The sequence below is a fragment of the Fusibacter sp. JL298sf-3 genome, assembly GCF_053842995.1.
Window position 1 is genome coordinate 2,202,557 of record NZ_CM132608.1, and the last position, 21,199, is coordinate 2,223,755.

General features: G+C 42.2%; 19 protein-coding genes. 9 read left to right on the forward strand and 10 right to left on the reverse strand.

Features of this window, described 5'->3' with window-relative positions; genetic code table 11:
- Positions 1-222 precede the first annotated feature (222 nt).
- Positions 223-1,209: a tryptophan--tRNA ligase gene (trpS, locus tag ACR6HW_RS10515; RefSeq protein WP_455727682.1), complete on the forward strand. Its 987-nt coding sequence runs from the start codon at positions 223-225 to the stop codon at positions 1,207-1,209.
- 70 nt (positions 1,210-1,279) lie between these two features.
- On the opposite strand, the gene ACR6HW_RS10520 is transcribed toward trpS, so the two are convergent.
- From ACR6HW_RS10520 to dnaA, 10 genes are all read right to left on the reverse strand, one after another.
- The gene (locus ACR6HW_RS10520) at positions 1,280-4,081 is read right to left on the reverse strand and encodes an EAL domain-containing protein (protein ID WP_455727683.1); all 2,802 of its coding nucleotides are present in this window, start codon (positions 4,079-4,081) and stop codon (positions 1,280-1,282) included.
- A gap of 21 nt (positions 4,082-4,102) precedes the next feature.
- Entirely contained in the window at positions 4,103-4,906 is an 804-nt protein-coding gene (locus ACR6HW_RS10525) for a SigB/SigF/SigG family RNA polymerase sigma factor (protein WP_455727684.1), read from the reverse strand.
- A 29-nt stretch (positions 4,907-4,935) separates the two neighbouring features.
- The gene (locus tag ACR6HW_RS10530) at positions 4,936-5,334 is read right to left on the reverse strand and encodes an ATP-binding protein (protein ID WP_455727685.1); all 399 of its coding nucleotides are present in this window, start codon (positions 5,332-5,334) and stop codon (positions 4,936-4,938) included.
- Positions 5,335-5,358: 24 nt separating this feature from the next.
- Complete coding sequence (locus ACR6HW_RS10535) at positions 5,359-5,673, reverse strand: STAS domain-containing protein (RefSeq protein WP_455727686.1); 315 nt, start codon at positions 5,671-5,673, stop codon at positions 5,359-5,361.
- Positions 5,674-5,821: 148 nt separating this feature from the next.
- The gene (gyrA, locus tag ACR6HW_RS10540; protein WP_455730878.1) at positions 5,822-8,284 is read right to left on the reverse strand and encodes a DNA gyrase subunit A; all 2,463 of its coding nucleotides are present in this window, start codon (positions 8,282-8,284) and stop codon (positions 5,822-5,824) included.
- Between the two features lie 51 nt (positions 8,285-8,335).
- On the reverse strand, positions 8,336-10,249 hold the full coding sequence (gene gyrB / locus ACR6HW_RS10545; protein ID WP_455727687.1) for a DNA topoisomerase (ATP-hydrolyzing) subunit B: 1,914 nt from the start codon (positions 10,247-10,249) through the stop codon (positions 8,336-8,338).
- Positions 10,250-10,260: 11 nt separating this feature from the next.
- The gene (gene recF, locus ACR6HW_RS10550; protein ID WP_455727688.1) at positions 10,261-11,367 is read right to left on the reverse strand and encodes a DNA replication/repair protein RecF; all 1,107 of its coding nucleotides are present in this window, start codon (positions 11,365-11,367) and stop codon (positions 10,261-10,263) included.
- 2 nt (positions 11,368-11,369) lie between these two features.
- The gene (locus ACR6HW_RS10555; protein ID WP_455727689.1) at positions 11,370-11,615 is read right to left on the reverse strand and encodes an RNA-binding S4 domain-containing protein; all 246 of its coding nucleotides are present in this window, start codon (positions 11,613-11,615) and stop codon (positions 11,370-11,372) included.
- Between the two features lie 13 nt (positions 11,616-11,628).
- Complete coding sequence (dnaN, locus tag ACR6HW_RS10560) at positions 11,629-12,735, reverse strand: DNA polymerase III subunit beta (protein WP_455727690.1); 1,107 nt, start codon at positions 12,733-12,735, stop codon at positions 11,629-11,631.
- A 226-nt stretch (positions 12,736-12,961) separates the two neighbouring features.
- On the reverse strand, positions 12,962-14,293 hold the full coding sequence (dnaA, locus tag ACR6HW_RS10565) for a chromosomal replication initiator protein DnaA (RefSeq protein ID WP_455727691.1): 1,332 nt from the start codon (positions 14,291-14,293) through the stop codon (positions 12,962-12,964).
- A 569-nt stretch (positions 14,294-14,862) separates the two neighbouring features.
- Between dnaA and rpmH the strand changes: the two genes are divergently transcribed.
- The 8 genes from rpmH to rsmG all read left to right on the forward strand — a co-directional run bounded on the left by rpmH (position 14,863) and on the right by rsmG (position 21,156).
- A complete protein-coding gene (gene rpmH, locus ACR6HW_RS10570; RefSeq protein WP_455727692.1) occupies positions 14,863-14,997 on the forward strand; it encodes a 50S ribosomal protein L34 in 135 nt (44 codons plus the stop codon).
- Between the two features lie 57 nt (positions 14,998-15,054).
- Complete coding sequence (gene rnpA / locus ACR6HW_RS10575; RefSeq protein ID WP_455727693.1) at positions 15,055-15,381, forward strand: ribonuclease P protein component; 327 nt, start codon at positions 15,055-15,057, stop codon at positions 15,379-15,381.
- A gap of 57 nt (positions 15,382-15,438) precedes the next feature.
- Positions 15,439-15,648 carry a membrane protein insertion efficiency factor YidD gene (gene yidD / locus ACR6HW_RS10580; RefSeq protein WP_455727694.1) on the forward strand — a complete coding sequence of 70 codons (210 nt, stop codon included), beginning with the start codon at positions 15,439-15,441 and terminating at the stop codon, positions 15,646-15,648.
- Positions 15,649-15,666: 18 nt separating this feature from the next.
- Complete coding sequence (locus tag ACR6HW_RS10585) at positions 15,667-16,392, forward strand: YidC/Oxa1 family membrane protein insertase (RefSeq protein ID WP_455727695.1); 726 nt, start codon at positions 15,667-15,669, stop codon at positions 16,390-16,392.
- Positions 16,389-17,024, forward strand: a complete 636-nt coding sequence (jag, locus tag ACR6HW_RS10590) for an RNA-binding cell elongation regulator Jag/EloR (protein WP_455727696.1) — start codon at positions 16,389-16,391, stop codon at positions 17,022-17,024. The genes ACR6HW_RS10585 and jag overlap by 4 nt, the downstream gene beginning before the upstream one ends.
- 163 nt (positions 17,025-17,187) lie before the next feature.
- Entirely contained in the window at positions 17,188-18,555 is a 1,368-nt protein-coding gene (gene mnmE, locus ACR6HW_RS10595) for a tRNA uridine-5-carboxymethylaminomethyl(34) synthesis GTPase MnmE (protein WP_455727697.1), read from the forward strand.
- A 10-nt stretch (positions 18,556-18,565) separates the two neighbouring features.
- Positions 18,566-20,458 (forward strand): tRNA uridine-5-carboxymethylaminomethyl(34) synthesis enzyme MnmG, encoded by a 1,893-nt coding sequence (mnmG, locus tag ACR6HW_RS10600; RefSeq protein ID WP_455727698.1) that lies wholly within the window; start codon positions 18,566-18,568, stop codon positions 20,456-20,458.
- Positions 20,458-21,156, forward strand: coding sequence for a 16S rRNA (guanine(527)-N(7))-methyltransferase RsmG (gene rsmG / locus ACR6HW_RS10605; protein ID WP_455727699.1), 699 nt, complete (start codon positions 20,458-20,460; stop codon positions 21,154-21,156). Before mnmG ends, rsmG begins: the two co-directional genes overlap by 1 nt.
- Positions 21,157-21,199 lie beyond the last annotated feature (43 nt).

Sequence of the window (21,199 nt, forward strand, 5' to 3'; positions counted from 1 at the left end):
AGGTTTTGACGTTTGGTTTTTCTTGCATTTACACTGTTTAATTTTCAAGATTCTAGTGTGTCGCGCCGACTTGTTCAGCAAGTGGCGACTCATTTATAATACAATAATCGATCGTAAAAGTCAACAACTTTTTTAATTTTATAATTAAAAAGTGCTTTTAGACTTAGCTTGACTCTAAATTTCAATAATATTATAATGGGTTCAAACGGAGGAAAAATAACTATGAAGAGAGTATTTTCAGGTGTCCAGCCTACTGGGCAAATCCATCTTGGCAACTATATTACTATGAAGAACTTTGTAAAAGAACAGGACGAAAAAGAATGTTTCTACTGTGTGGTCGATCTTCATTCTATTACAGTGCCACAAGATCCAGAACAACTTAAAAAGAGTATTGTCGACTTAGCAGCTCTGTACTTGGCTATAGGCATCGACCCAAACAAAGCCACCTTATTTATACAATCCCAAGTACCGGCACATGCTGAACTGGCTTGGCTGCTCAATTGCTTCTCATATATGGGTGAACTCAATCGGATGACACAGTTTAAAGACAAATCAGCCGGCAATCAATCAGTGACCACTGGTCTCTACACCTATCCACTGCTCATGGCCGCCGACATCCTATTGTACGATACCAACTATGTCCCCGTGGGAAGCGACCAAAAACAACATCTTGAATTAACGCGCGATATCGCCATCCGATTTAACAACAAGTTCGGCGAAACATTTGTCGTTCCCGAGCCCATCATTTCAAAAGTCGAACAGGGGGCGCGTATCATGTCTTTAGATGACCCAACACAAAAGATGAGCAAGAGCAATCCCAATCCACTGTCGAAGATTACGCTTTTAGACGAACCGGCTAAGATAAAGAAAGCAATTATGAAGGCGACCACTGACAGCGACGGCGTCGTTAAGTACGATCTCGTAAACAAACCTGGGGTCAGCAACTTGTTGACCATCTATAGCCAGTTTAGTCCATATACTATAGAAGAACTCGAAGCCAAATACGAAGGCCTCGGTTACGGGCAACTGAAAAAAGACCTCGTTGAAGTCGTACAAACAGAAGTTGCCGCCGTCCAAGAACGTTTTAACAAGATTATCGCCTCTGGTGAGGTCTATGATGTTCTACGTGAAGGAAAAGAAAAGGCAGAAGCTGTTTCAGCACCTGTTTTAAAACGCGTCAAAGAGAAGATCGGCTTTATTAGCCTCTAAACAACAAGCCCCCTCTACACATAACCACTTGGTTATTGTATGTAGAGGGGGCTTGAATTATTAAGCTACATTATCCGTTTAAATCCACTTTCTTTTCATCAATGCTTTCAATAAGTGCTTCTATGTCCATTTCAGAAACCGGTTTACCAAAGAAATAACCTTGCATAAAGTCCGCTTTCATAGATGCTGCTGTTTTGTAGTAAGTGGCGTCCTCGATGCCTTCTGCAACCACTTCAATATTACTCTTATGGGCAAAGTCGACAATAGAAGTCAACAACTTGTTGACATTTTCATTATAAATTGACTCTTGTACAATGCTCCTATCCATCTTAATGCTGGAAAGAGGCAACCCAATAAGGTTTCTAAAAGAAGAGTATCCGGTTCCAAAATCGTCTAGGGCGATGCCAAACTTATGATTTCTCAAATAGTACAGCTTGGCGATAATATTTTCATTGGCCTCTAAAGTCATACTCTCAGTAATCTCTAAAATGATTTGGTCATTTGCTAACCCATGTTCTTTTGTTATGGCCATAATCTTATTGGCAAAGTGTTCTTCCATAAGCTGAACAACTGAAATATTAATGGCCACTTTATAAGCGCCAGTACCCCTTTGGTTCATTTTACTTAAAAAAGCGCAAGCCTTATCAAAGACAATTATACCGATTTCGTTGATGAGTCCTGTTTTTTCAGCAATAGGAATAAACACATCTGGGTAAATCCATGAACCGTCCTGCATCTGCCACCTGACAAGTGCCTCAAAAGAAGAGACAGCGCCCTTATCCGACGACACAATTGGCTGGTAATGTACCTTGATTTCTTTATTTTCTATTGCACTCTTTAGGTTGTTCTCCAGTTGGATTTCAAGAACAGCTTTGCTCTTTATTTCATTGTCATAGAAGTAAAAATCTTTTTTAGAAATCCGCTTTGCATAGTACATCGCGATATCTGCATTTTGAAGCAACGTCTGCATGTCTCGACCATCGCTTGGAAACAACGTTACACCGGTACTCGCCGACACTTGAAAGAACTTGTTGCCATAGTAAATGGTGCTTTTGATTTCTTTACAAAGCGCATGCATAATAAATTCAATGGTTGGCTTATCGTCAATGTCTTTTATCAACAGAATAAACTCATCGCCGCTAAAACGCGCCAATACATATTTTTTCTCATCGCTGAACAATTGAGCCAAACGCCCTGCCAATTGCTTCAGCACCTCGTCTCCAAAAGAGTGTCCGTAGATGTCGTTGATATGTTTAAAATTATCAATATCGGTAAACACCAACGCGCCTTTTCGATTTTCTTGGAGGTACTGAGTTAAGTACTGTTGAAAATACGTGCGGTTGTACAGTTGGGTCAAATCGTCTTTATAAGCCATATCCAAGATGCGCAGCTCATATTCTTTACGCATTGTGATGTCGAGATGTGATCCCGTCAACCCCAAAAATATTCCGTCATCATCGTGACGAGACTTGCCGATGACTTCAATCCACCTATACTGCCCCTGACTGTCTTTAACTCGGTATTCACATTTAAAATGATCTGTTTTCTCCAGCAAGTGTTTCTCTATGGCGTGCTGCTCCGTCATCTGATCGTCAGGATGTATCCGATTTTTCCATTCTTCATATGAAGACGCCTCTGTATCTATACCAAATGTTCGGTACCAATTAGGCGTCAAATAATAGAAGTTGTAACCTTCATCTGTATCCCAAAGACCTTCTTTTGACGCTTCAAAAATAAACTTATAGCGATTTTCACTCTTTTTAATAAACGCATTGTTCTCAAGAAGCGCGTCGTATTGCGATTTTAAAATTTCTTCTGAGGCGGTCAATTGCTCGTTAAGTGCCTGCATTTCAACGTGGTTGTTTCGAATGCTATTGAGCATATTATTAAAACCGACCACCAAACGGCCGATTTCATCGCGACTTTCAGAATAACACTGTATCTCGTAATTCCCTTTCTCTACTTCTTCAGTGGCATTGACGAGCTCGATAATGGGTCTCGTCAGCTTTTGGGAAAAGAAGTTAGAAACGATTACCGACACGATTAGAAAGATGACAAAGATGCCTGACGCCATGTAGACAATCGCAGAAAGGTCATTGAGAATATCGGCTTTAGAGATAACAGCGACTATCTTCAAACCGGAAACCTCACTGTCTTCCGTCAGCACAATGTAGTCTTTTTCTTCGTTTTCTCTTAAAAGATCTTTAAACGGTGTTTTAATCGGCGCATACGCATCAAATGCCGTTCCCAGATAATCGTACGCCGGATGTGCTATAATCTTTCCATCGGCACTTAGAAGCATTAGATAGCCGTTTTCGCCGATTGTCACATCGTCGACAATTTTGCTCAAATCGTTCAGTAAAATGTCGATGCCGACAACGCCTTGCCCCCCGTTGCTATCTATAATTTCCCTCGACCCTGTAATTGTAAGTTGTTTCGTCCCCGCATCGATATAGGGCTCTGACCACACGGTTTCAGCGGTATTTTTCATGGCGGCTTTGTACCAGTCTCTCACTGTTGGCTTGTACCCTGCGGGCATGTTGCGAGAAGGGTAGTTTTCAAATGTATCGTCTTCCATTCCAATATAGACTGTTGAGACTTCAGATGTCGTTTGATAGACGATATTGAGCAGGTGTGAGAGCTCTTTTTCTGTAGTGCTGTAAGCGTCTATGAGATGAAGCCCTTGCTGAGCGTCTTCTATGATATCGCTGAGCATCGCCCCGGTTCTATCAATACCATCATTTGCAATACTTATATATTTCTCATCGATTTCACGCGTGACAAAGATGTAAAAAAGTAGACCGATAGAAATAAAGAGCATTACAATAATGCTCATTAAAATATTTCTAAACTTTTTTTGTATACTTAACATTTTCCCCATTGTTCACCTAGATTATATTTCATTGAGTTTGTGGAGTTCTTTCCGAAACTTCTTAATGATCTTTTTTTCCATTCTTGAAACGGTCATTTGTGATACATTGAGTTCATCTGCTACTTGTATTTGTGTTTTATTATCAAAAAATCGATCGTTTACGATTTTAACTTCCACTTCATTAAGTTTTTTCAGACACATGCTGATAAAGTCTCTGTTTTCTATAATATCAAAATACTTGTCATCTCTACCGATGATATCCTGAAGCTGAATATCCTTGTCGTCCCCTGAAGCGTCGTAAGTTAAATCCAAAGATTTCGGCGTGTACACTTGAGAGGCCTCCATCGCTTCGATGACTTCTTCTTCAGAAACATTGAGATATTCTGCAATATCTTTTACCTTCGGTATACGCTGCAAATCTTGCTGTAACTTCGACTTTGCAACATTGATTTTTTTAGAGAGTTCTTGAATGCGTCTTGGGACTCTGACAGACCATCCCTTGTCCCTAAAATACTTTTTGATTTCACCGATAATTGTCGGTGTGGCAAAACTGGAAAATTCAAATCCCCTATCGACATCAAAGCGTTCAATCGCATAAATAAGTCCTAAGGATGCCACCTGATAGATGTCTTCGTACTCTATGCCCTTGTTAATATATTTCTTTGCAAGAATTTCAGTAATGTACATGTGACGTTTGATCAGCTCATTCCTCACAGTCATATCACGTGTATCTCTGTAAAGGTAGAAAAGATCTTTCGTACCCATAGCCATCAGGTCCTTTACAGTTAAATGAAACTCTTCTTTAATTCCATCTTTTTTATCCATGAACATCAGCCCCTAATTCTAGAAGATTTTTATTCAACCGTCTTTTTCATTACAATTTTGGTACCTGCGCTATCGTTTGTATTGATAACCACCTCATCCATTAACGACTGGATGATAAAAAGTCCCATACCATTTTCTTGAAGGTTTTCTATAGACGGCGCTGTATAGGCGTCGATTTCAAACCCTTTTCCTTTATCGATGATTTCAATTGTCATTTCATGTTCATCGTTGATAATATTCATCTCGTAAGTTTCATCTGTACCTGAATGCAACACAGCGTTGTTGCACGCCTCGCCAACGGCGAGTTTAATATCTTCTATCGCCTCGATATCGAAGTTCATTTGGCTTGCTATAAACGATGCCGTCAAGCGCGCAACGCTTACGTATTCTGGTTTACTTGGTAAAGAAATATTTACGATATCACCCATTTTTAATTCCACCTTTTTTATGAATTAACGTATAGTAAAAATTTTGTCTAAACCGGTTAAAGAAAAGATTTTGACAATGCTCGGCTTTAATTCTTCAAAGTAGACCGTTTTCTCGTTAATTTTGACATTCTTATAAAAGCCAATCAAAACGCCTAGCCCTGTACTGTCAATATACTCGAGCTGATTGCATTTAAAGACAAAGTCAGACTGCTTTTCTTCATTGAGTTCTGTTAATTTTTCTTTTAAAATGCCCTTTGAATGGATATCGACTTCACCAATTAATTCTACTTCCCAATTTGCATTGGACGTATTGTAGACAGAATTCATTTTTAATGACATAACTTCCCCCTCAATTCTATAGATAAGAATTTGAATACAAGCGTTTCAGAGGTAGGTCACATAATACCTACCCTGAAATCGCTAATTTTCCGTTATCTGATATTATACTACAATTTCTTAAAAAAATCATGATAAGCGGCTCAAAAGTTTACGCCTCCGCCTCATCGGTCTCCTCTGTCGCTTCATCTTCTGAATCGGCAATTTTAGCGATGGACACGAGATGGGTTTCGTCATCTACCTTCATCAATCTAACGCCGGAAGTACTTCTACCCGTTACCGAGATGTCCTCGATACGAATTCTTATAAGAACGCCGGAATCATTGATGATCATTAAATCATCGGCGTCGTCGACAACTTTAGCACCTATAAGATCGCCGGTTTTTCCGGAGAGATTGTAAGTGATAATACCGCTGCCGCCTCTCGTCTGTTGTCTGTACTCGGAAAGCTCTGTTCTCTTACCGTAACCGTTACGAGAGACAACCAACAACTTACCGGACTCGGTGACAATATCCATTTCAACCACGTGGTCGGAGCCTTTTAACTTAATAGCACGTACCCCTGTAGCCGAACGACCCATCGGTCTTACATCCGATTCGTTAAATCGAATTGACTTTCCTTTGGCTGTCACCACAATGAGGTCGTCTTCACCCTGGGTGCGCTTAACCGATATGAGTTCGTCATCGTCGTTGAGATTAATGGCAATCAAGCCCGTCTTTCTCGAGGTATCAAACTGTTCAACCGTGGTCTTCTTAATAACACCGTGCTTCGTACAGAATGCCAAATACCCCTCGGTAAAGTTCTTCACCGGCACAACCGCCGTGACTTTTTCATCGGGCTCAAGCGGCAGAAGGTTGACAATAGCCGTTCCCTTTGACGTTCTCGACGCATCTGGGATGTGGTAGCCCTTAATGCGGTACACTTTCCCGACACTTGTAAAGAACAAGAGGTAGTCGTGTGTCGAAGTGGTGATAATCTCTTTGACAAAGTCTTCTTCTCGCGTTGAGAGCCCCGTCTTGCCGCGACCGCCTCTCTTTTGTGAGACGTACTCACCGGTGGAAACCCGCTTAATGTACCCGGCATTTGTCAGTGTAATAACCACTTCATCTTCTTCGATTAAATCTTCGTAGTCGATTTCATCTGGGTTGATGCTGATAATTGATCGACGTTCATCGCCATACTGTTTTTTAATTCTAAGCAAATCTTCTCTAATGATGTTCATCAGCAACGCCTCGTCTGCAAGCAAACTGTTGAGGTAATCGATTAATTTAAGAAGCTCTTTGTACTCGTTTTCAATTTTCTCTCGTTCGAGGCCTTGAAGGCGCTTCAAACGCATGTCGACAATCGCACGCGCCTGAATTTCAGAGAGCTCAAACCGCTCCATTAAACGCGGTTCCGCGTCATCATAGGACGAGCGAATAATTTTAATAATCTCATCGATGTTGTCGATGGCGATTCTGTACCCCTCTAAAATGTGTGCGCGTTCCTTGGCCTTTCGCAAATCGTACTGAACGCGTCTGCGTTCCACTTCTTTTTGATGCGCCAAATACGCCACCAGCAGTTGTTTTAAATTCAGCACTTTCGGTTCGCCGTCTAACAGCGCCAGTAAAATAATGCTGTACGATATTTGCAGCTGGGTGTGTTTGTAAAGCTGATTGAGCACGATGTTCGCATTGGCGTCTCTTCTCAGTTCAATTACAATGCGAATCCCGTTGCGGTTACTCTCATCTCTCAGGTCTGTAATACCTTCAATGCGTTTATTTCTTACGAGATCCGCAATGCCTTCAATCAGTTTGGACTTGTTCACCTGGTAGGGAATTTCCGTTACAATAATGCTCGACTTGCCGTTTTTCATTTCTTCAATATCGGCTTTTGACCTTAAAATGACACGGCCTCTACCAGTTCTGTAAGCGCGTTTGATGCCCTCAATGCCCATTACTTCCGCACCTGTCGGGAAGTCCGGTCCCTTGATTATCTCCATCAAATCAAAGACATCTGCCTCGGGATTGTCGATTAACATAACGGCACCATCGATGACTTCGTTTAAGTTGTGCGGCGGAATAGATGTCGCCATCCCGACGGCAATACCATTTGAACCGTTGACCAAAAGGTTTGGAAAACGGCTCGGCAATACAACCGGTTCTTTTTCACTCTCGTCGAAGTTCGGCCTAAAATCCACAGTCTCTTTATCAATATCTTTTAACAATTCTCCTGAAAGCTTGGTCATACGCGCTTCAGTATAACGCATTGCCGCTGCGCCGTCACCGTCTATGGAGCCAAAGTTTCCGTGGCCGTCGACGAGTAAGTAGCGCATGGAAAAGTCCTGCGCAAAACGCACCATGGCGTTGTAAATTGATGAATCGCCGTGCGGGTGGTACTTACCGATAACTTCACCGACGATACGCGCCGACTTTCTGTGGGGCTTATCGTGTGTAAAATTGATTTCATTCATGGCGTATAGAATCCGTCTGTGGACGGGTTTAAGACCGTCTCTCGCATCGGGAAGCGCTCTACTGACGATAACGCTCATGGCGTAATCCATGTAGGATTTTTTCATTTCTTCCATAACATCTACAAGGATCACAGTTTCATTGGCATTTTGGGTCTCTACAATCTCTTGACCCGCGTCTATTTTATTTTGCTCATCACTCACTGTCGTTTCCTCCTAGATATCCAAGTTCTTAACGTATCGCGCATTTTGCTCGATAAAAGCACGTCTCGGCTCGACTTTCTCGCCCATCAGCGTCGAGAAAATCAAGTCGGCCTCTATAGCGTCGTCTATGGTCACTTGCATAATCGTCCGAACAGAAGGGTCCATCGTCGTGCTCCATAACTGTTCAGCGTTCATTTCACCGAGACCTTTGTAACGCTGAATTGAAATGCCCGTTCTACCGATTTCAGCCAAAAGGTTGTTGAGTTCTCTATCGGAATACAGATAGTGAATGCTACGACCCTTTTTCACTTTGTAAAGTGGCGGCATGGCAATATAAATATGGCCCTGCTCAATAAGCGGTCTCATAAATCTAAAGACAAAGGTTAGAATCAACGTCCGAATATGCGCCCCATCGACGTCGGCATCGGTCATGATGAAAATTTTGCCGTAGCGGAGTTTTTCGATGTCGAAATCGTCTCCAAACCCACAGCCCAGTGCTGTAATAAGCGCTCTGATTTCAGCAGAGTTAAAAATACGCGTCAAATTGGCTTTCTCTACGTTCATAATCTTACCTTTTAGCGGTAAAATCGCCTGTATGTTTCGGTCGCGTCCGAGTTTAGCTGAACCACCGGCGGACTCCCCTTCGACGATGTAGAGCTCCGACTTCATCGGATCGCGCTCAGCACAATCTGCAAGTTTTCCGGGGAGCGTCAAGCCGTCGAGCGCCCCTTTTCGTCGCGTCAACTCACGGGCCTTTCTAGCCGCTTGTCGCGCTTTAGCAGAAATGAGACATTTTTCGACAATCAACTTAGCTTGCGTCGGATTTTCCTCTAAATAAATGTGCAACATATCCGCTGTGGCCGTTTCCACGATGCCTCGCATTTCGCTATTGCCCAGCTTGGTTTTGGTCTGTCCTTCAAACTGAGGCTCCTCAAGCTTAACGGAAATAACGGCAGTAACCCCTTCGCGCACATCTTCACCGGAGAGGTTTTCATCTTTTTCCTTAATGATGTTTTTTCGCCGTCCGTACTCATTGACCACACGCGTCAGTGCCGATCTAAATCCCACGAGGTGGGTTCCCCCCTCGTGCGTGTTGATATTGTTAGCAAAAGAGAAAATATTTTCAGAATACCCATCTGTATATTGCAGGGCAATTTCCACTGTGTTTTGTTCATTAATTTGCTCAATGTAGATGCAATCTTCATGTATCGCCTGACGGTTGATGTTGAGATAAGAGACAAACTCCTTAATACCGCCTTCGTAATGAAACCTCGTCGTCTTGTCCAAACCGTTTCTAAAATCGGATATGACAATCTCTATGCCTTTGTTTAAGAAGGCGAGTTCTCTTATACGAGACTCCAAGACGCCGAAATCGTAGTCCAGTGTCTCAAAAATTAAATGGTCCGCTTTAAAAGTCGTCTTGGTACCGGTAATCTCCCCTGAACTCAATTCGTCGATGACGTGTAAAGGGGTCGTGGTTATACCGCGTTCAAAACCTATTTTATGCAGTTTGCCGTCGCGCTTAACCTCGACTTCAAACCATTCTGAAAGGGCGTTGACAACGGAGGCGCCGACGCCGTGAAGTCCTCCGGACACTTTGTACCCCCCGCCGCCGAATTTACCGCCGGCGTGTAGCACCGTGTGAATGACCTCGACTGCCGGTATCCCCATCTTTGCGTGCTTATCGATTGGCATACCGCGCCCGTCGTCCTCTACTGTGATAATGTTCTCGTCGTGTATGCCCACCTTGATGCGCCCGCAAAAACCTGCGAGTGCCTCGTCGATACTGTTGTCTACAATCTCATAGACGAGATGATGCAAGCCCCTGCTGCTCGTCGAACCAATATACATCCCCGGGCGCTTGCGCACTGCTTCGAGACCTTCTAAGACCTGTATCTGGTCAGCATTGTATGTTTCATTTGACATTTTTTTACCTCCTAATGGTCAAGCACATGTCCATTTTTTATTTGAATAACCTTGGAAGTATTAATGTAATCGTCCAATAGGTTTTGTATATCTGTGGTTGTAATAATCGTCTGGACATCTTTCAAGGTGTGTATCAGATCCTTCTGCCGTTGAATGTCCAGCTCACTCATCACGTCGTCCAACAACAAAATTGGCATTTCACCTACTTCGTTCTTAATAATCTCTATTTCTGAAAGCTTTAGAGAGAGTGCAGCTGTTCTCTGTTGGCCTTGTGAGCCAAAGGAGCGGATATTGATACCGTTGATGGTGATGGTCAAATCGTCTCTATGGGGGCCTACAGATGTAAACCCTCTTTTGATATCTCCATCGACATTTTTTTTAAGCTGCGTCATTAACGCCTCTTTAATTGTATCATAACTGGCGAAATCTTTTATAGCTGTATCGTAAGCCACTTTTAATTTTTCTTTGCCCTGTGTAATGCCACTGTGTATCTTTTGACTGATGACGTTTAGCGCCGTTATAAATTCAGAGCGCTTTTTGATGATGCGCGCCCCCTTGTCACAAAGTTGCGCATCCCATATGTCCAACGTCTCTTTGAGCCCCGGTTTGTACGCAATGGTTTTGAGCAGTTCATTCCGCTGCGCGAGTACGCGGTTGTATTCGATAATATCGAGACAATACGTCTTACTGATATGAGACAACTCTCGATTGATAAACCGACGCCTCTCAGTTGGGTTCTCTTTAATGAGTTTGAGATCGTCCGGATAAAAGACAATGATGTTCAACGTCCCGAGGAGCTCTGAGATCTTCGTGATATTGACGCCGTTGATTAAAAAGGCTTTCTTCCCCTTCATCAACCGGTATTCAATGGATTCGCAATACCCGTTGGCTTTTTCAACGTCGACTTTTACCGCGGCGTAGTCTTTCTCAAAATGAATCAGGTCGTTGTCTTTGGTCGTTCTAAAAGACTTTCCAAATCCGGAGACGTAAATGGCCTCTAGGAGATTCGTCTTGCCCTGGGCGTTTTGACCAATGATTAAATTCAGTTTGGGATCCAGTTCTATTTTGACCCCATCGTAGTTTCTAAAGCCTTCTAGTGCAATGGCTTTAATCTTCACATTTACACCTTCTTATCGACGATGAACTCAACGACTTCTCCAATAGTGCCTTCAGCATCTGGAATTGAAACTTTTATGCGATCTCCGCTGCGAATTTTCTTACCGCGTTCAAGGCAAGTGCCGCCGTTGACCGCCACAAATCCTTCTGTAATCAGCAACTTTGCCATACCGCCGGAATCGATGACCTCGGCAAACTTTAAGAGCTGATCCAGTTTAATATACTCGGTGTTTATAAGAACTGTTTGCATAAGCCTCTCCTTTTTACTTGGCAATTCGGCACGGTAAGACGAGGTAAGTGTAGTTGTCTGTATCTACCGGTTTGATAATACACGGACTCACATTGTTGACAAAGTGCATTTGAATTTCGTCGCTTTCAATAACTTTTAATGCGTCAATCAAGAACTTCGGGTTAAAACCGATTTCCAAGTCCTGTCCTTCGAGACCAATTGGCAAAGTCTCCACGGCACTTCCCATCTCTGAGTTCGAGATAATTTTAAGTTGGTCGTCCTTAATATCGAGTCGAATAGCAACGTTTTTATTTTCTCGCGCCATTAAAAAGGAACGGTCCAAACACGTAAAGAGATCGTCGGTCTTTACTGTGAGAACCGACTTGTACTCTGTCGGTAAAATTTGATTGTAATTGATGAATTCTCCTGCTAACAGTCGAGAATACACTTTGACGTTGTGAATGGTAAACAGCACTTGCTTTTCATCAAAGGCTATCTTTAAGTCGTTCTTATGTTCAAACTGGGAAACGAGCTTACTGATTTCATTGAGAGTTCTTCCGGGAACAACTACTTTTTGGCTCAAATCCGTTTTTATAACCGCATTTTTTATGGCCATTCGATAACCGTCGATGGCGACCATATTGAATTTACCGTTTTCAATCTCCAGTAAAGCACCTGTGAGAATCGGTCGCGCTTCGTCTTGAGAAATAGCAAAACTCGTTTGTCGAATCATGTTGCTGAAGAGCTCTTTGTCCATTTGAAACGCATTTTTATCCTCAATAATCGGGAGTTCCGGATACTCGTTACCCGGTAAACCAATGAGTTTGTAGCTGGAGTTCATACAGTGAATATCCACGACGTTGTTGTCATTGATGACGAACTCAATGTCTGCATCAGGTAGTTTTTTAATAAGTTCTGAAATAAGTCTCGATGGCATAACAATGGCGCCTTCTCTTTCAACTTGTGCTTCTATTTGTGTTTCGATGCTCAAGTTCAAATCGTTACCGATGAGTTTGATGCCACCTGGAATAGATTCAAAATAGATTCCAGCTAAAATAGGTAAAGTTGTTTTTGAAGAAACGGCTTTTGAAACAATATTGATGGCAGTGGATAAAGCACTTTGGTGACATTTAAAAATCATGGTGAGAACCTCCTTTTTAGATAACCAATAATAATTCAAAAAGACAGTCATAGTAATAGGGCTTGTTGATTTGTGGAAAAGGCAGAAATCCGTTGATAAATGCCCTTTCTTTCATTTGCTAACATGTGTATAAAGTCCTCGGTAGAAACGCCGTTTTCCACATGTAGAAAAAAACATGAAAAACAGATGTTATCCACATGTGGATTATCAACATACCCACATCCTGTTACTCGCCTTTAATTTCTCGGATAATGGTGTCGATCTTATTTTTAACTTCGTAATCGGAACTGATTTCCTGATTGATTTTTTCGCAGGCGTGGATTACCGTCGTATGGTCTCTCCCGCCAAACTCTTCCCCTATTTTAGGGAGTGAGAGGTCTGTTAGCTCGCGGCAGATGTGCATGGCAATTTGCCGCGGATAGGCAATCAAACGGGTTCTCTTCTTAGAATCAAAATCTTCTATTTTAATATTAAAGTATTCGGCGACCACCGTTTTAATGAGGTCGACGTCTATTTTACGCACTTTCGTAGACGAGAAAACGTCTTTTAGGGCTTCGTTGACGAGGTTGATGTCGACGTCTTTTTTGGTTAAGGTCGCGTAGGCGATAACGCGATTGAGTGCCCCCTCGAGTTCACGTATATTCGATTTGATTTTAGAGGCGATGAAATCGAAGACATCATTTGGTATATCAATGCGATCGCGTTCAGATTTCTTTTTTAAAATAGCAATTCGTGTTTCAAAATCAGGGGCTTGAATATCGGTGATTAAGCCCATTTCAAACCGAGAACGCAAGCGGTCTTCAAGGGTTGGAATTTCCTTAGGCGGTCGGTCTGACGACACGATTATTTGTTTGTTCGCTTCGTATAGGGCGTTAAAGGTATGGAAGAACTCCTCCTGAGTACGCTCTTTACCGGCGATGAACTGTATATCGTCGACGAGTAGAACGTCGACTGTTCTGTACTTATTGCGGAAAGCTTCATTTTTATCGTCTTTTATGGAGTTGATCAGCTCGTTGGTGAACTTCTCGCTGGAGACATAGTACACCCGTGCATTTTTGTTTTGTGAGAGAATATAATGGCCGATGGCATGCATTAAGTGGGTCTTGCCCAATCCGACACCACCGTAGATAAAAAGCGGGTTGTAAGCTTTAGCTGGAGATTCTGAAACAGCCAGTGACGCGGCGTGTGCAAAGCGGTTGCTGTTGCCGACGACGAACTCATTGAAAACGTACCGAGGATTGAGATTGGTGTTTTCAAAGCTGCCTGCTGCTTCAGAGGGCGTTGCTTTTTTAGGCTCAAGTGTATTCTCTTCTGGGATGATGTATTTGATGCTGTATGAAGTGCCGGTGATGTGTTTGATGGTGTTCATAATCAGGTCGTTGTAGCGGTTTTCAAGCACGTTACGATTGAGGTTCCCCGTCGTTTGCAAAATTAAAGTATCGCCGTCAATGGCAATGGGATCGATTGTTTCAATCCATGTGCTGAAGCTCACCGTCATCAGCTCGTTGCGCATAATCTCACGCGCTTCTTCCCAGATGGGAATCAATTGATTGTCCATAGAATATCCTCCTAAATAAAGCTTTTATCCACAATGAACTGTGAGTATTGTTGATAACTCATAATTAATAGTCTGACACGCCTCAATCGGGATAATGTGTGAATAGGTTAAAAAAAATAGAGTTATCAACAGAAATTATTCGAATTTATCAACAAAACCCACAGTGAAAATGCTAAAAAGTCAAAAAAAAAAGCAAAACAATACACAATTTATACTTATCCACAAGGTGTGAGTCGTCTAAATTGCATTTTGTGAGTACAAATCATTTTAACAAATTTCTAAGGGGAATTCAAACTTATCCACAAAAAAACTTTAAAAGATTTCTTGTGGATAAAAAAAATAGCTGTAAAAATAATAGAGGGGTGTGGATAAAGTTCCATCGGACCCACAATATCTTTGATAAGTACAGCTAATACTAACTAGATATAGAGGTGATACAGGAAACCGCAGAATTGAGATTTTACAATGAATAAACTTGACAATGACAGGGGTACACGTTATAATGTTTTAGCAGAGTTGCGTGAAAAATATGTTCATATATAATGAAGCTAGGTAAGGAGGTGCAGAGAATGAAAAGAACTTATCAACCAAAGAAGAGACAAAGAAAAGTTGAGCACGGTTTTCGTAAGAGAATGAAAACGAGTTCAGGCAGAAATGTAATTAAAGCCAGAAGAAGAAAAGGTAGAAAAAAATTATCTGCATAATGATTAAAAGGCCGCAGTCAGTGGTCTTTTTTTGTAAGTTTAGATTTTGGAGGGCATATGAAGTACATCAGTTTAAAAAAACCTTCAGAGTTTTCGCGCGTATATAAAAGAGGCAAATCTTATGCAGATCGGTATTTGGTTTTGTACGCTATTCCCAATAAAGTGGGATACTGTCGACTGGGCCTGTCTATCAGCAAGAAAGTAGGCAACAGTGTAACGCGGAATCGCGTTAGACGCTTAATAAAGGAAGTTTATCGTTTGCATTGTCCCGAAAATAAGAATTACGATTATATAGTGATTGCACGTGTAAATGCTTCAAAAGCAGTCTACAAGGATGTCGAAAAATCCTTTCTAAATTTGTTAAAAAAAGCGGGTATTCAATAAAGTGACGGTATGTTGGCCCAATAATAAGGAAGTCAACAGAACGGAAAGTGTGATTTTGTGAGATACATCTTTATTTATATGATAAAATGGTATCGAAAAGTTGTTTCGCCTTTTTTGGGTTCAAACTGTCGATTTGAGCCTACTTGTTCGAGGTACGCTATGCAGGCCTTTGAAAAATATGGTACATTTAAAGGCGGGTATTTAACAGTCAGGCGGCTTCTAAAATGTCATCCGTTTCATCCAGGCGGTTATGATCCATTAGAATAATATCAGGAGGATTTTAATTTGGCTATTTTCGCAAAGATTTTTGGGTATTTATTGGGACTTATCTTCAATGTCGTACATAGTTACGGCATCGCGATTGTCATCTTTACATTGTTGACAAAACTATTGTTAATGCCGTTTACAATCAAGCAATTGCAGTCTTCTAAAAAGATGGCTGAAATTCAACCAAAAATGAAAGAAATTCAGGAAAAGTATAAGAACAATAAGGAAAAACAGAATCAGATGATGCTCGATCTCTACAAGGAGCACAATTACAACCCGCTTAGCGGCTGTTTGCCTTTACTCATCCAATTTCCAATTATCATTGGTCTCTTTACCGCGTTAAGAGAGCCGATTACTTACGTGTTCGGCGGCGATACAGAGACAGCGAAACTTGCTATTGAACAAGGGTTTTTATGGGTTAAAAACTTATCTCAACCCGATTTAATTTCTAATGTTATTTCTACAGGTCCGGAATGGCTGCTGGGTTTACCGGGGATACTGCCTATACTATCAGCACTTTTCACTTATTTCCAAATGACAACGATGAGCTCAGCACAACCTGCTCCAAGTCCGGGACAGGGCAATCCTATGAAAATTATGCAAACGATTTTCCCAGTAATGATTTTATTCTGGGGTAAGTCATTAGCCTCTGGATTGATTTTGTACTGGACAGTTGGTAGTATATTCCAGCTCGTTCAACAATATATTATGAAAAGACCGTCTAAGGGGGACATGGTTTCATGAAATTTGTAGAAAAATCAGGTAGAAGCATCGAGGAAGCTCTAAGATTGGCTTTGATTGATTTAGAAGCCGATCGCGACAACGTCGAGTACGAAGTTATCGAAGAAGGGTCAAAGGGATTTTTGGGGTTTGGCGCTAAAGATTATGTGATTCGCGTTTCGAAGAAAAACAGTGTACTCGATGACGCAGAAAATTTTATAACCTCTATTTTCAGAGAAATGAACATCAAGGCGACATTGGAGATGGCACTTGAAGAAGAAGTGTTAAAAATCAATATGATTGGTGAAGACATGGCCATATTAATCGGTAAGCGTGGCCAAACATTGGATTCTCTCCAATACCTAATCAGCTTGGTGGTCAATAAAAATCAAGATCAGTACATTCGCGTCGTACTCGACACAGAAAATTACCGTTTTAAACGTAAGCAAACTTTGGAGTCCCTAGCAGAAAAGTTGGCGAATAAGGTTAAGAAGACGCGTAAAAATGTCGTTTTAGAGCCGATGAATCCTTATGAAAGACGCATCATTCATTCGGCGCTTCAAAACAATTCGAGTGTTAGCACCAAGTCGGAAGGTGACGAACCTTATAGAAAAGTCGTCATATACTACGATTACAAAAAGAATAGAGCCAACTAATACGATTATAACCCAGTATTCACTGGGTTATATTTTGATTTAGATAACAAGACTTGAATCGCGCAAAAGCTTAGATGCTCGGTTCGTCGGTGTAACGGCATGTGACGGGCGAAAATCCAGTCATATGGTGTTCACTGTGGTAAATAGATATAAAGGAGCCCATATGATATACGATACAATTGTTGCAATAGCAACGGCTCTCGGAGAAGGTGCCATAGGCATTGTACGGTTGAGTGGTACAGATGCCTTTGCAATACTAGATGGTATTTTTGAAGGGGCAGCGACGACTGAAACCGTAGATCGGAAACTGATGTACGGTAAAATTAAAGATGGTGAACGCGTGGTTGACGAGGTGATGGCCGTTAAAATGAAAGGGCCCAAAACATACACGCGAGAAGACATCGTAGAAATCTACTGCCACGGCGGCGTCGTACCGATCAAAGAGGTATTGAACCTGACGCTTAGAAAAGGCGCTCGCCCAGCTGACCGTGGAGAATTTACCCAGCGCGCTTTCTTAAATGGGCGCATTGATCTCGCACAAGCGGAATCTATAATGGATTTGATTAGTTCGAAAACGCAACTCGGTTTTGATGTGGCTATGAATCAACTGGAAGGGCACTTGTCGGGCAAGATACGCGCAGCGCGTCAGACCTTGTTGGCTTTAATGGCAGAGGTTGAAGTGAGCATCGATTACCCCGAGGAGGATATCCAAGAGATTACCTACGGTCAAATTATCGATCGTTTAACAGAAGTGCGCGAAGTGGTAGAGACACTTCATGCTTCAAGTCAGACGGGTAAGATTATACGAGAAGGTGTCAGAACAGTAATAGTAGGAAAACCCAATGTTGGAAAATCAAGTTTGATGAACGCGCTTTTAAGAGAATCGCGCGCCATTGTCACCGAGATTGCAGGGACGACGCGCGATGTGATAGAAGAACAGCTGAATATCGGTGGTATTCCGTTAAGACTCATTGACACTGCCGGTATTCGTGAGACGGTCGACGTCGTAGAGAAAATTGGCGTCGAGCGTTCAAAGGCATCATTTAACGAAGCCGATCTCGTCATCTTCGTGCTCAATGGTGCTGAACCATTGACTGAAGAAGACGAACAGTTGATGGCCCTCGTAAAAGACAAGCACGCAGTGGTCATTATCAACAAATCTGATCTCGAGCAGCGAATTGACGATTCTAAAATCCAGTCTTTGCTTAACGACAAAGTAATATTGAGAACTTCTGTTGTCAATGAAATCGGCATAGATGCTTTAGAGAAAGCAATTTCAGAAGTTGTATTTAATCGGGAAATCGCGGGTAATCACGATGAACTGGTGACAAACGCGCGCCATATTGCCTTGCTCGATACAGCTCTTACGAATGTAAGCGATGCTTTAGGAGCAGCACAAAGCGGTATGCCGTACGACTTTATAGAAGTGGATATCAAGGAAGCTATTTTTAATCTGGGGCAAATCACCGGTGAAAGCGTTGAAGCCGATTTGCTGAAAAATATTTTTGGTAATTTTTGTTTAGGAAAGTAGGCACAACATTATGGTAAGAACTTATGATGCAGGCACATTTGATTGTGTCGTCGTCGGCGCAGGCCATGCAGGCTGTGAAGCTGCACTTGCAAACGCCCGTATGGGGCTTAGAACTTTACTTCTCTCCATCAACCTCGATTCTGTGGCAATGATGCCGTGCAACCCCTCAATTGGCGGTACCGGCAAGGGACATCTCGTCAAAGAAATCGATGCGCTCGGCGGGGAGATGGGGCTGAACATCGACAAGACATTTGTACAAAGTAAAATGCTCAACCACTCTAAAGGACCGGCTGTTCACTCCTTGAGGGCTCAAGCCGATAAAAATGCCTATCACAGAGAAATGAAAAAAGTGATAGAAAATCAAGAGAACCTTTGGCTCAAACAAGCTGAAGTGACGTCGTTGATTATAGAGGATAAGTGCGCTAAAGGCGTTGTAACCGCCACGGGTGCCATCTATAGGAGCCAAGCGGTTGTTCTCGCCACGGGAACTTACCTGGGAAGTAAAATTTTCATTGGCGACGCCATTTTATCCAGTGGCCCAAATGGGTTAGCGGCATCGTATGCGCTGGTGGAAGATTTAAAGCAATACGATTTCTCAATGAGACGGTTTAAGACCGGCACACCGGCTAGGGTCGATGCGAGGACTTTAAATTATGACAACATGGAGATTCAGTGGGGCGATAAATCGGTGGAAATGTTTTCGTTTATGAACGACGCTGTTGAGATTGATGAAATGCCATGTTGGCTGACGTATACAAACGGTGTCACCCACGATATTATCTTAGACAATCTCGATCGATCGGGGATGTTCACCGGAACCATAGAAGGCACCGGACCGCGTTACTGTCCTTCAATTGAAACGAAGATTATGCGCTTTAAAGACAAAGAGCGTCATCAGTTGTTTATTGAACCGGAAGGACGAGATACAAATGAAATGTATGTCCAGGGCATGAGTACCAGCATGTCGGAAGATGTTCAGTTGGCTTTTATGCGAACGATTCCGGGGATGGAGAACTGCGAGATTATGAGACCGGCTTATGCAATTGAATACGAATGCGTGGACCCATTGACACTGAAATTGACCCTCGAGTTCAAAGAGATTTCAGGCCTCTTTTCTGCGGGACAGTTTAATGGGTCGTCGGGGTATGAAGAAGCTGCCGCACAAGGGTTGATAGCAGGCATTAATGCCGCATTGCTTATTAAGGGCGAATCGCCATTTGTGCTGGACCGCTCTGAAGCGTATATCGGCGTCTTAATTGACGACTTGGTGACAAAAGGGACAGATGAACCTTACCGTATGATGACATCGCGAGCAGAATACCGTCTCTTATTGAGGCAAGACAATGCCGACTTGAGATTAACTGAAAAAGGGCATGCTATAGGACTGGTTACTGAACCGCGATTTAAGCGCTTTTCAGAGAAAAAAGCAGCGATAGAATCAGAGCTGCAGCGCATTGAATCAGCTAAGATACGGATGGAAGACCTCAATCCTATATTGGAGCAAAAGGGGATGAAGCCGGTCACTCAAAGCTTGAAAATCGTGGATTTGTTAAGACGTCCGGAAATCTTTTATAAAGACTTAGAAGCCGTAGACAGTACGAGGCCACTTGACCTCAAACCCGACGTGGTTAAACAAGTGGAGGTTCAGCTCAAATACCAAGGGTATATAAAAAAGCAGCTTGAACAGGTAGAGAAGTTTAAGAAATTAGAAAACAAGTTGATTCCAGAAGGTATAGACTATTATCAGGTAGAAAGTCTGCGGTTGGAAGCACGACAAAAACTAGCGGATATACAGCCGGCTTCAATTGGACAAGCTTCTCGAATATCCGGTGTATCACCTGCGGATATCTCCGTGTTGCTCGTCTATATTGAGCAGATGAAACAGAGAAAGGGGCAAGCCTGATGAATGCACTATTTGAGTCCTGTGGTCTACATCTGACGCCACAACAACTTAATGATTTTGAACGCTACTACGAGTTGCTCGTATCTGAAAATGAAAAGTACAATTTAACGGCCATTACAGAAAAGCAGGATGTCTACATTAAACACTTTTTAGACAGTATTCTTGTAACAAAAATGGACTTTGATTTTAAAGGCAAGACGCTTATTGATATAGGAACAGGTGCCGGATTTCCTTCTATACCTTTGAAAATTGTTTCACGTGAAACATCGGTCACCGGATTAGACGCTTTAAAAAAGCGCATTGGGTTCTTAGAAATGGTATGTGACACACTTGAGCTTAATCAAATGTCTTTTGTTCACGGACGGGCTGAGGACTTTGGACAAAATCCAGATTTTCGCTCTCAATACGATTTTGCTGTTTCGCGTGCAGTGGCAGAGTTGAGGTTGTTACTTGAATACGTGATGCCTTTTGTTAAAGTAGGCGGGTACTTTCTAGCGTACAAAAGTCTCAAATCGAAAACAGAACTCGACGACGCGCAGAACGCACTTTCTCTCCTTCAATCCGAACTGGTTGATGAAGTTAAATTTCAGCTACCGGACAACCAAGGGGTACGCGATATTCTTATAATAAGAAAAAAAGGCGATATTTCTAAAAAATACCCGCGAAAAGCTGGAACACCTAAAAAAAATCCTTTATAAAAAGTAAAAGACACCGTATGGTGTCTTTTTTTATTGGTTTAAT

Bases quoted from the DNA above. Each gene is read 5' to 3' on its own strand.
- trpS (WP_455727682.1), top strand. From the start codon at position 223: ATGAAGAGAGTATTTTCAGGTGTCCAGCCTACTGGGCAAATCCATCTT.
- ACR6HW_RS10520 (WP_455727683.1), bottom strand. From the start codon at position 4,081: ATGTTAAGTATACAAAAAAAGTTTAGAAATATTTTAATGAGCATTATT.
- ACR6HW_RS10525 (WP_455727684.1), bottom strand. From the start codon at position 4,906: ATGGATAAAAAAGATGGAATTAAAGAAGAGTTTCATTTAACTGTAAAG.
- ACR6HW_RS10530 (WP_455727685.1), bottom strand. From the start codon at position 5,334: ATGGGTGATATCGTAAATATTTCTTTACCAAGTAAACCAGAATACGTA.
- ACR6HW_RS10535 (WP_455727686.1), bottom strand. From the start codon at position 5,673: ATGTCATTAAAAATGAATTCTGTCTACAATACGTCCAATGCAAATTGG.
- gyrB (WP_455727687.1), bottom strand. From the start codon at position 10,249: ATGTCAAATGAAACATACAATGCTGACCAGATACAGGTCTTAGAAGGT.
- ACR6HW_RS10555 (WP_455727689.1), bottom strand. From the start codon at position 11,615: ATGCAAACAGTTCTTATAAACACCGAGTATATTAAACTGGATCAGCTC.
- dnaN (WP_455727690.1), bottom strand. From the start codon at position 12,735: ATGATTTTTAAATGTCACCAAAGTGCTTTATCCACTGCCATCAATATT.
- dnaA (WP_455727691.1), bottom strand. From the start codon at position 14,293: ATGGACAATCAATTGATTCCCATCTGGGAAGAAGCGCGTGAGATTATG.
- rpmH (WP_455727692.1), top strand. From the start codon at position 14,863: ATGAAAAGAACTTATCAACCAAAGAAGAGACAAAGAAAAGTTGAGCAC.
- rnpA (WP_455727693.1), top strand. From the start codon at position 15,055: ATGAAGTACATCAGTTTAAAAAAACCTTCAGAGTTTTCGCGCGTATAT.
- jag (WP_455727696.1), top strand. From the start codon at position 16,389: ATGAAATTTGTAGAAAAATCAGGTAGAAGCATCGAGGAAGCTCTAAGA.
- mnmE (WP_455727697.1), top strand. From the start codon at position 17,188: ATGATATACGATACAATTGTTGCAATAGCAACGGCTCTCGGAGAAGGT.
- mnmG (WP_455727698.1), top strand. From the start codon at position 18,566: ATGGTAAGAACTTATGATGCAGGCACATTTGATTGTGTCGTCGTCGGC.
- rsmG (WP_455727699.1), top strand. From the start codon at position 20,458: ATGAATGCACTATTTGAGTCCTGTGGTCTACATCTGACGCCACAACAA.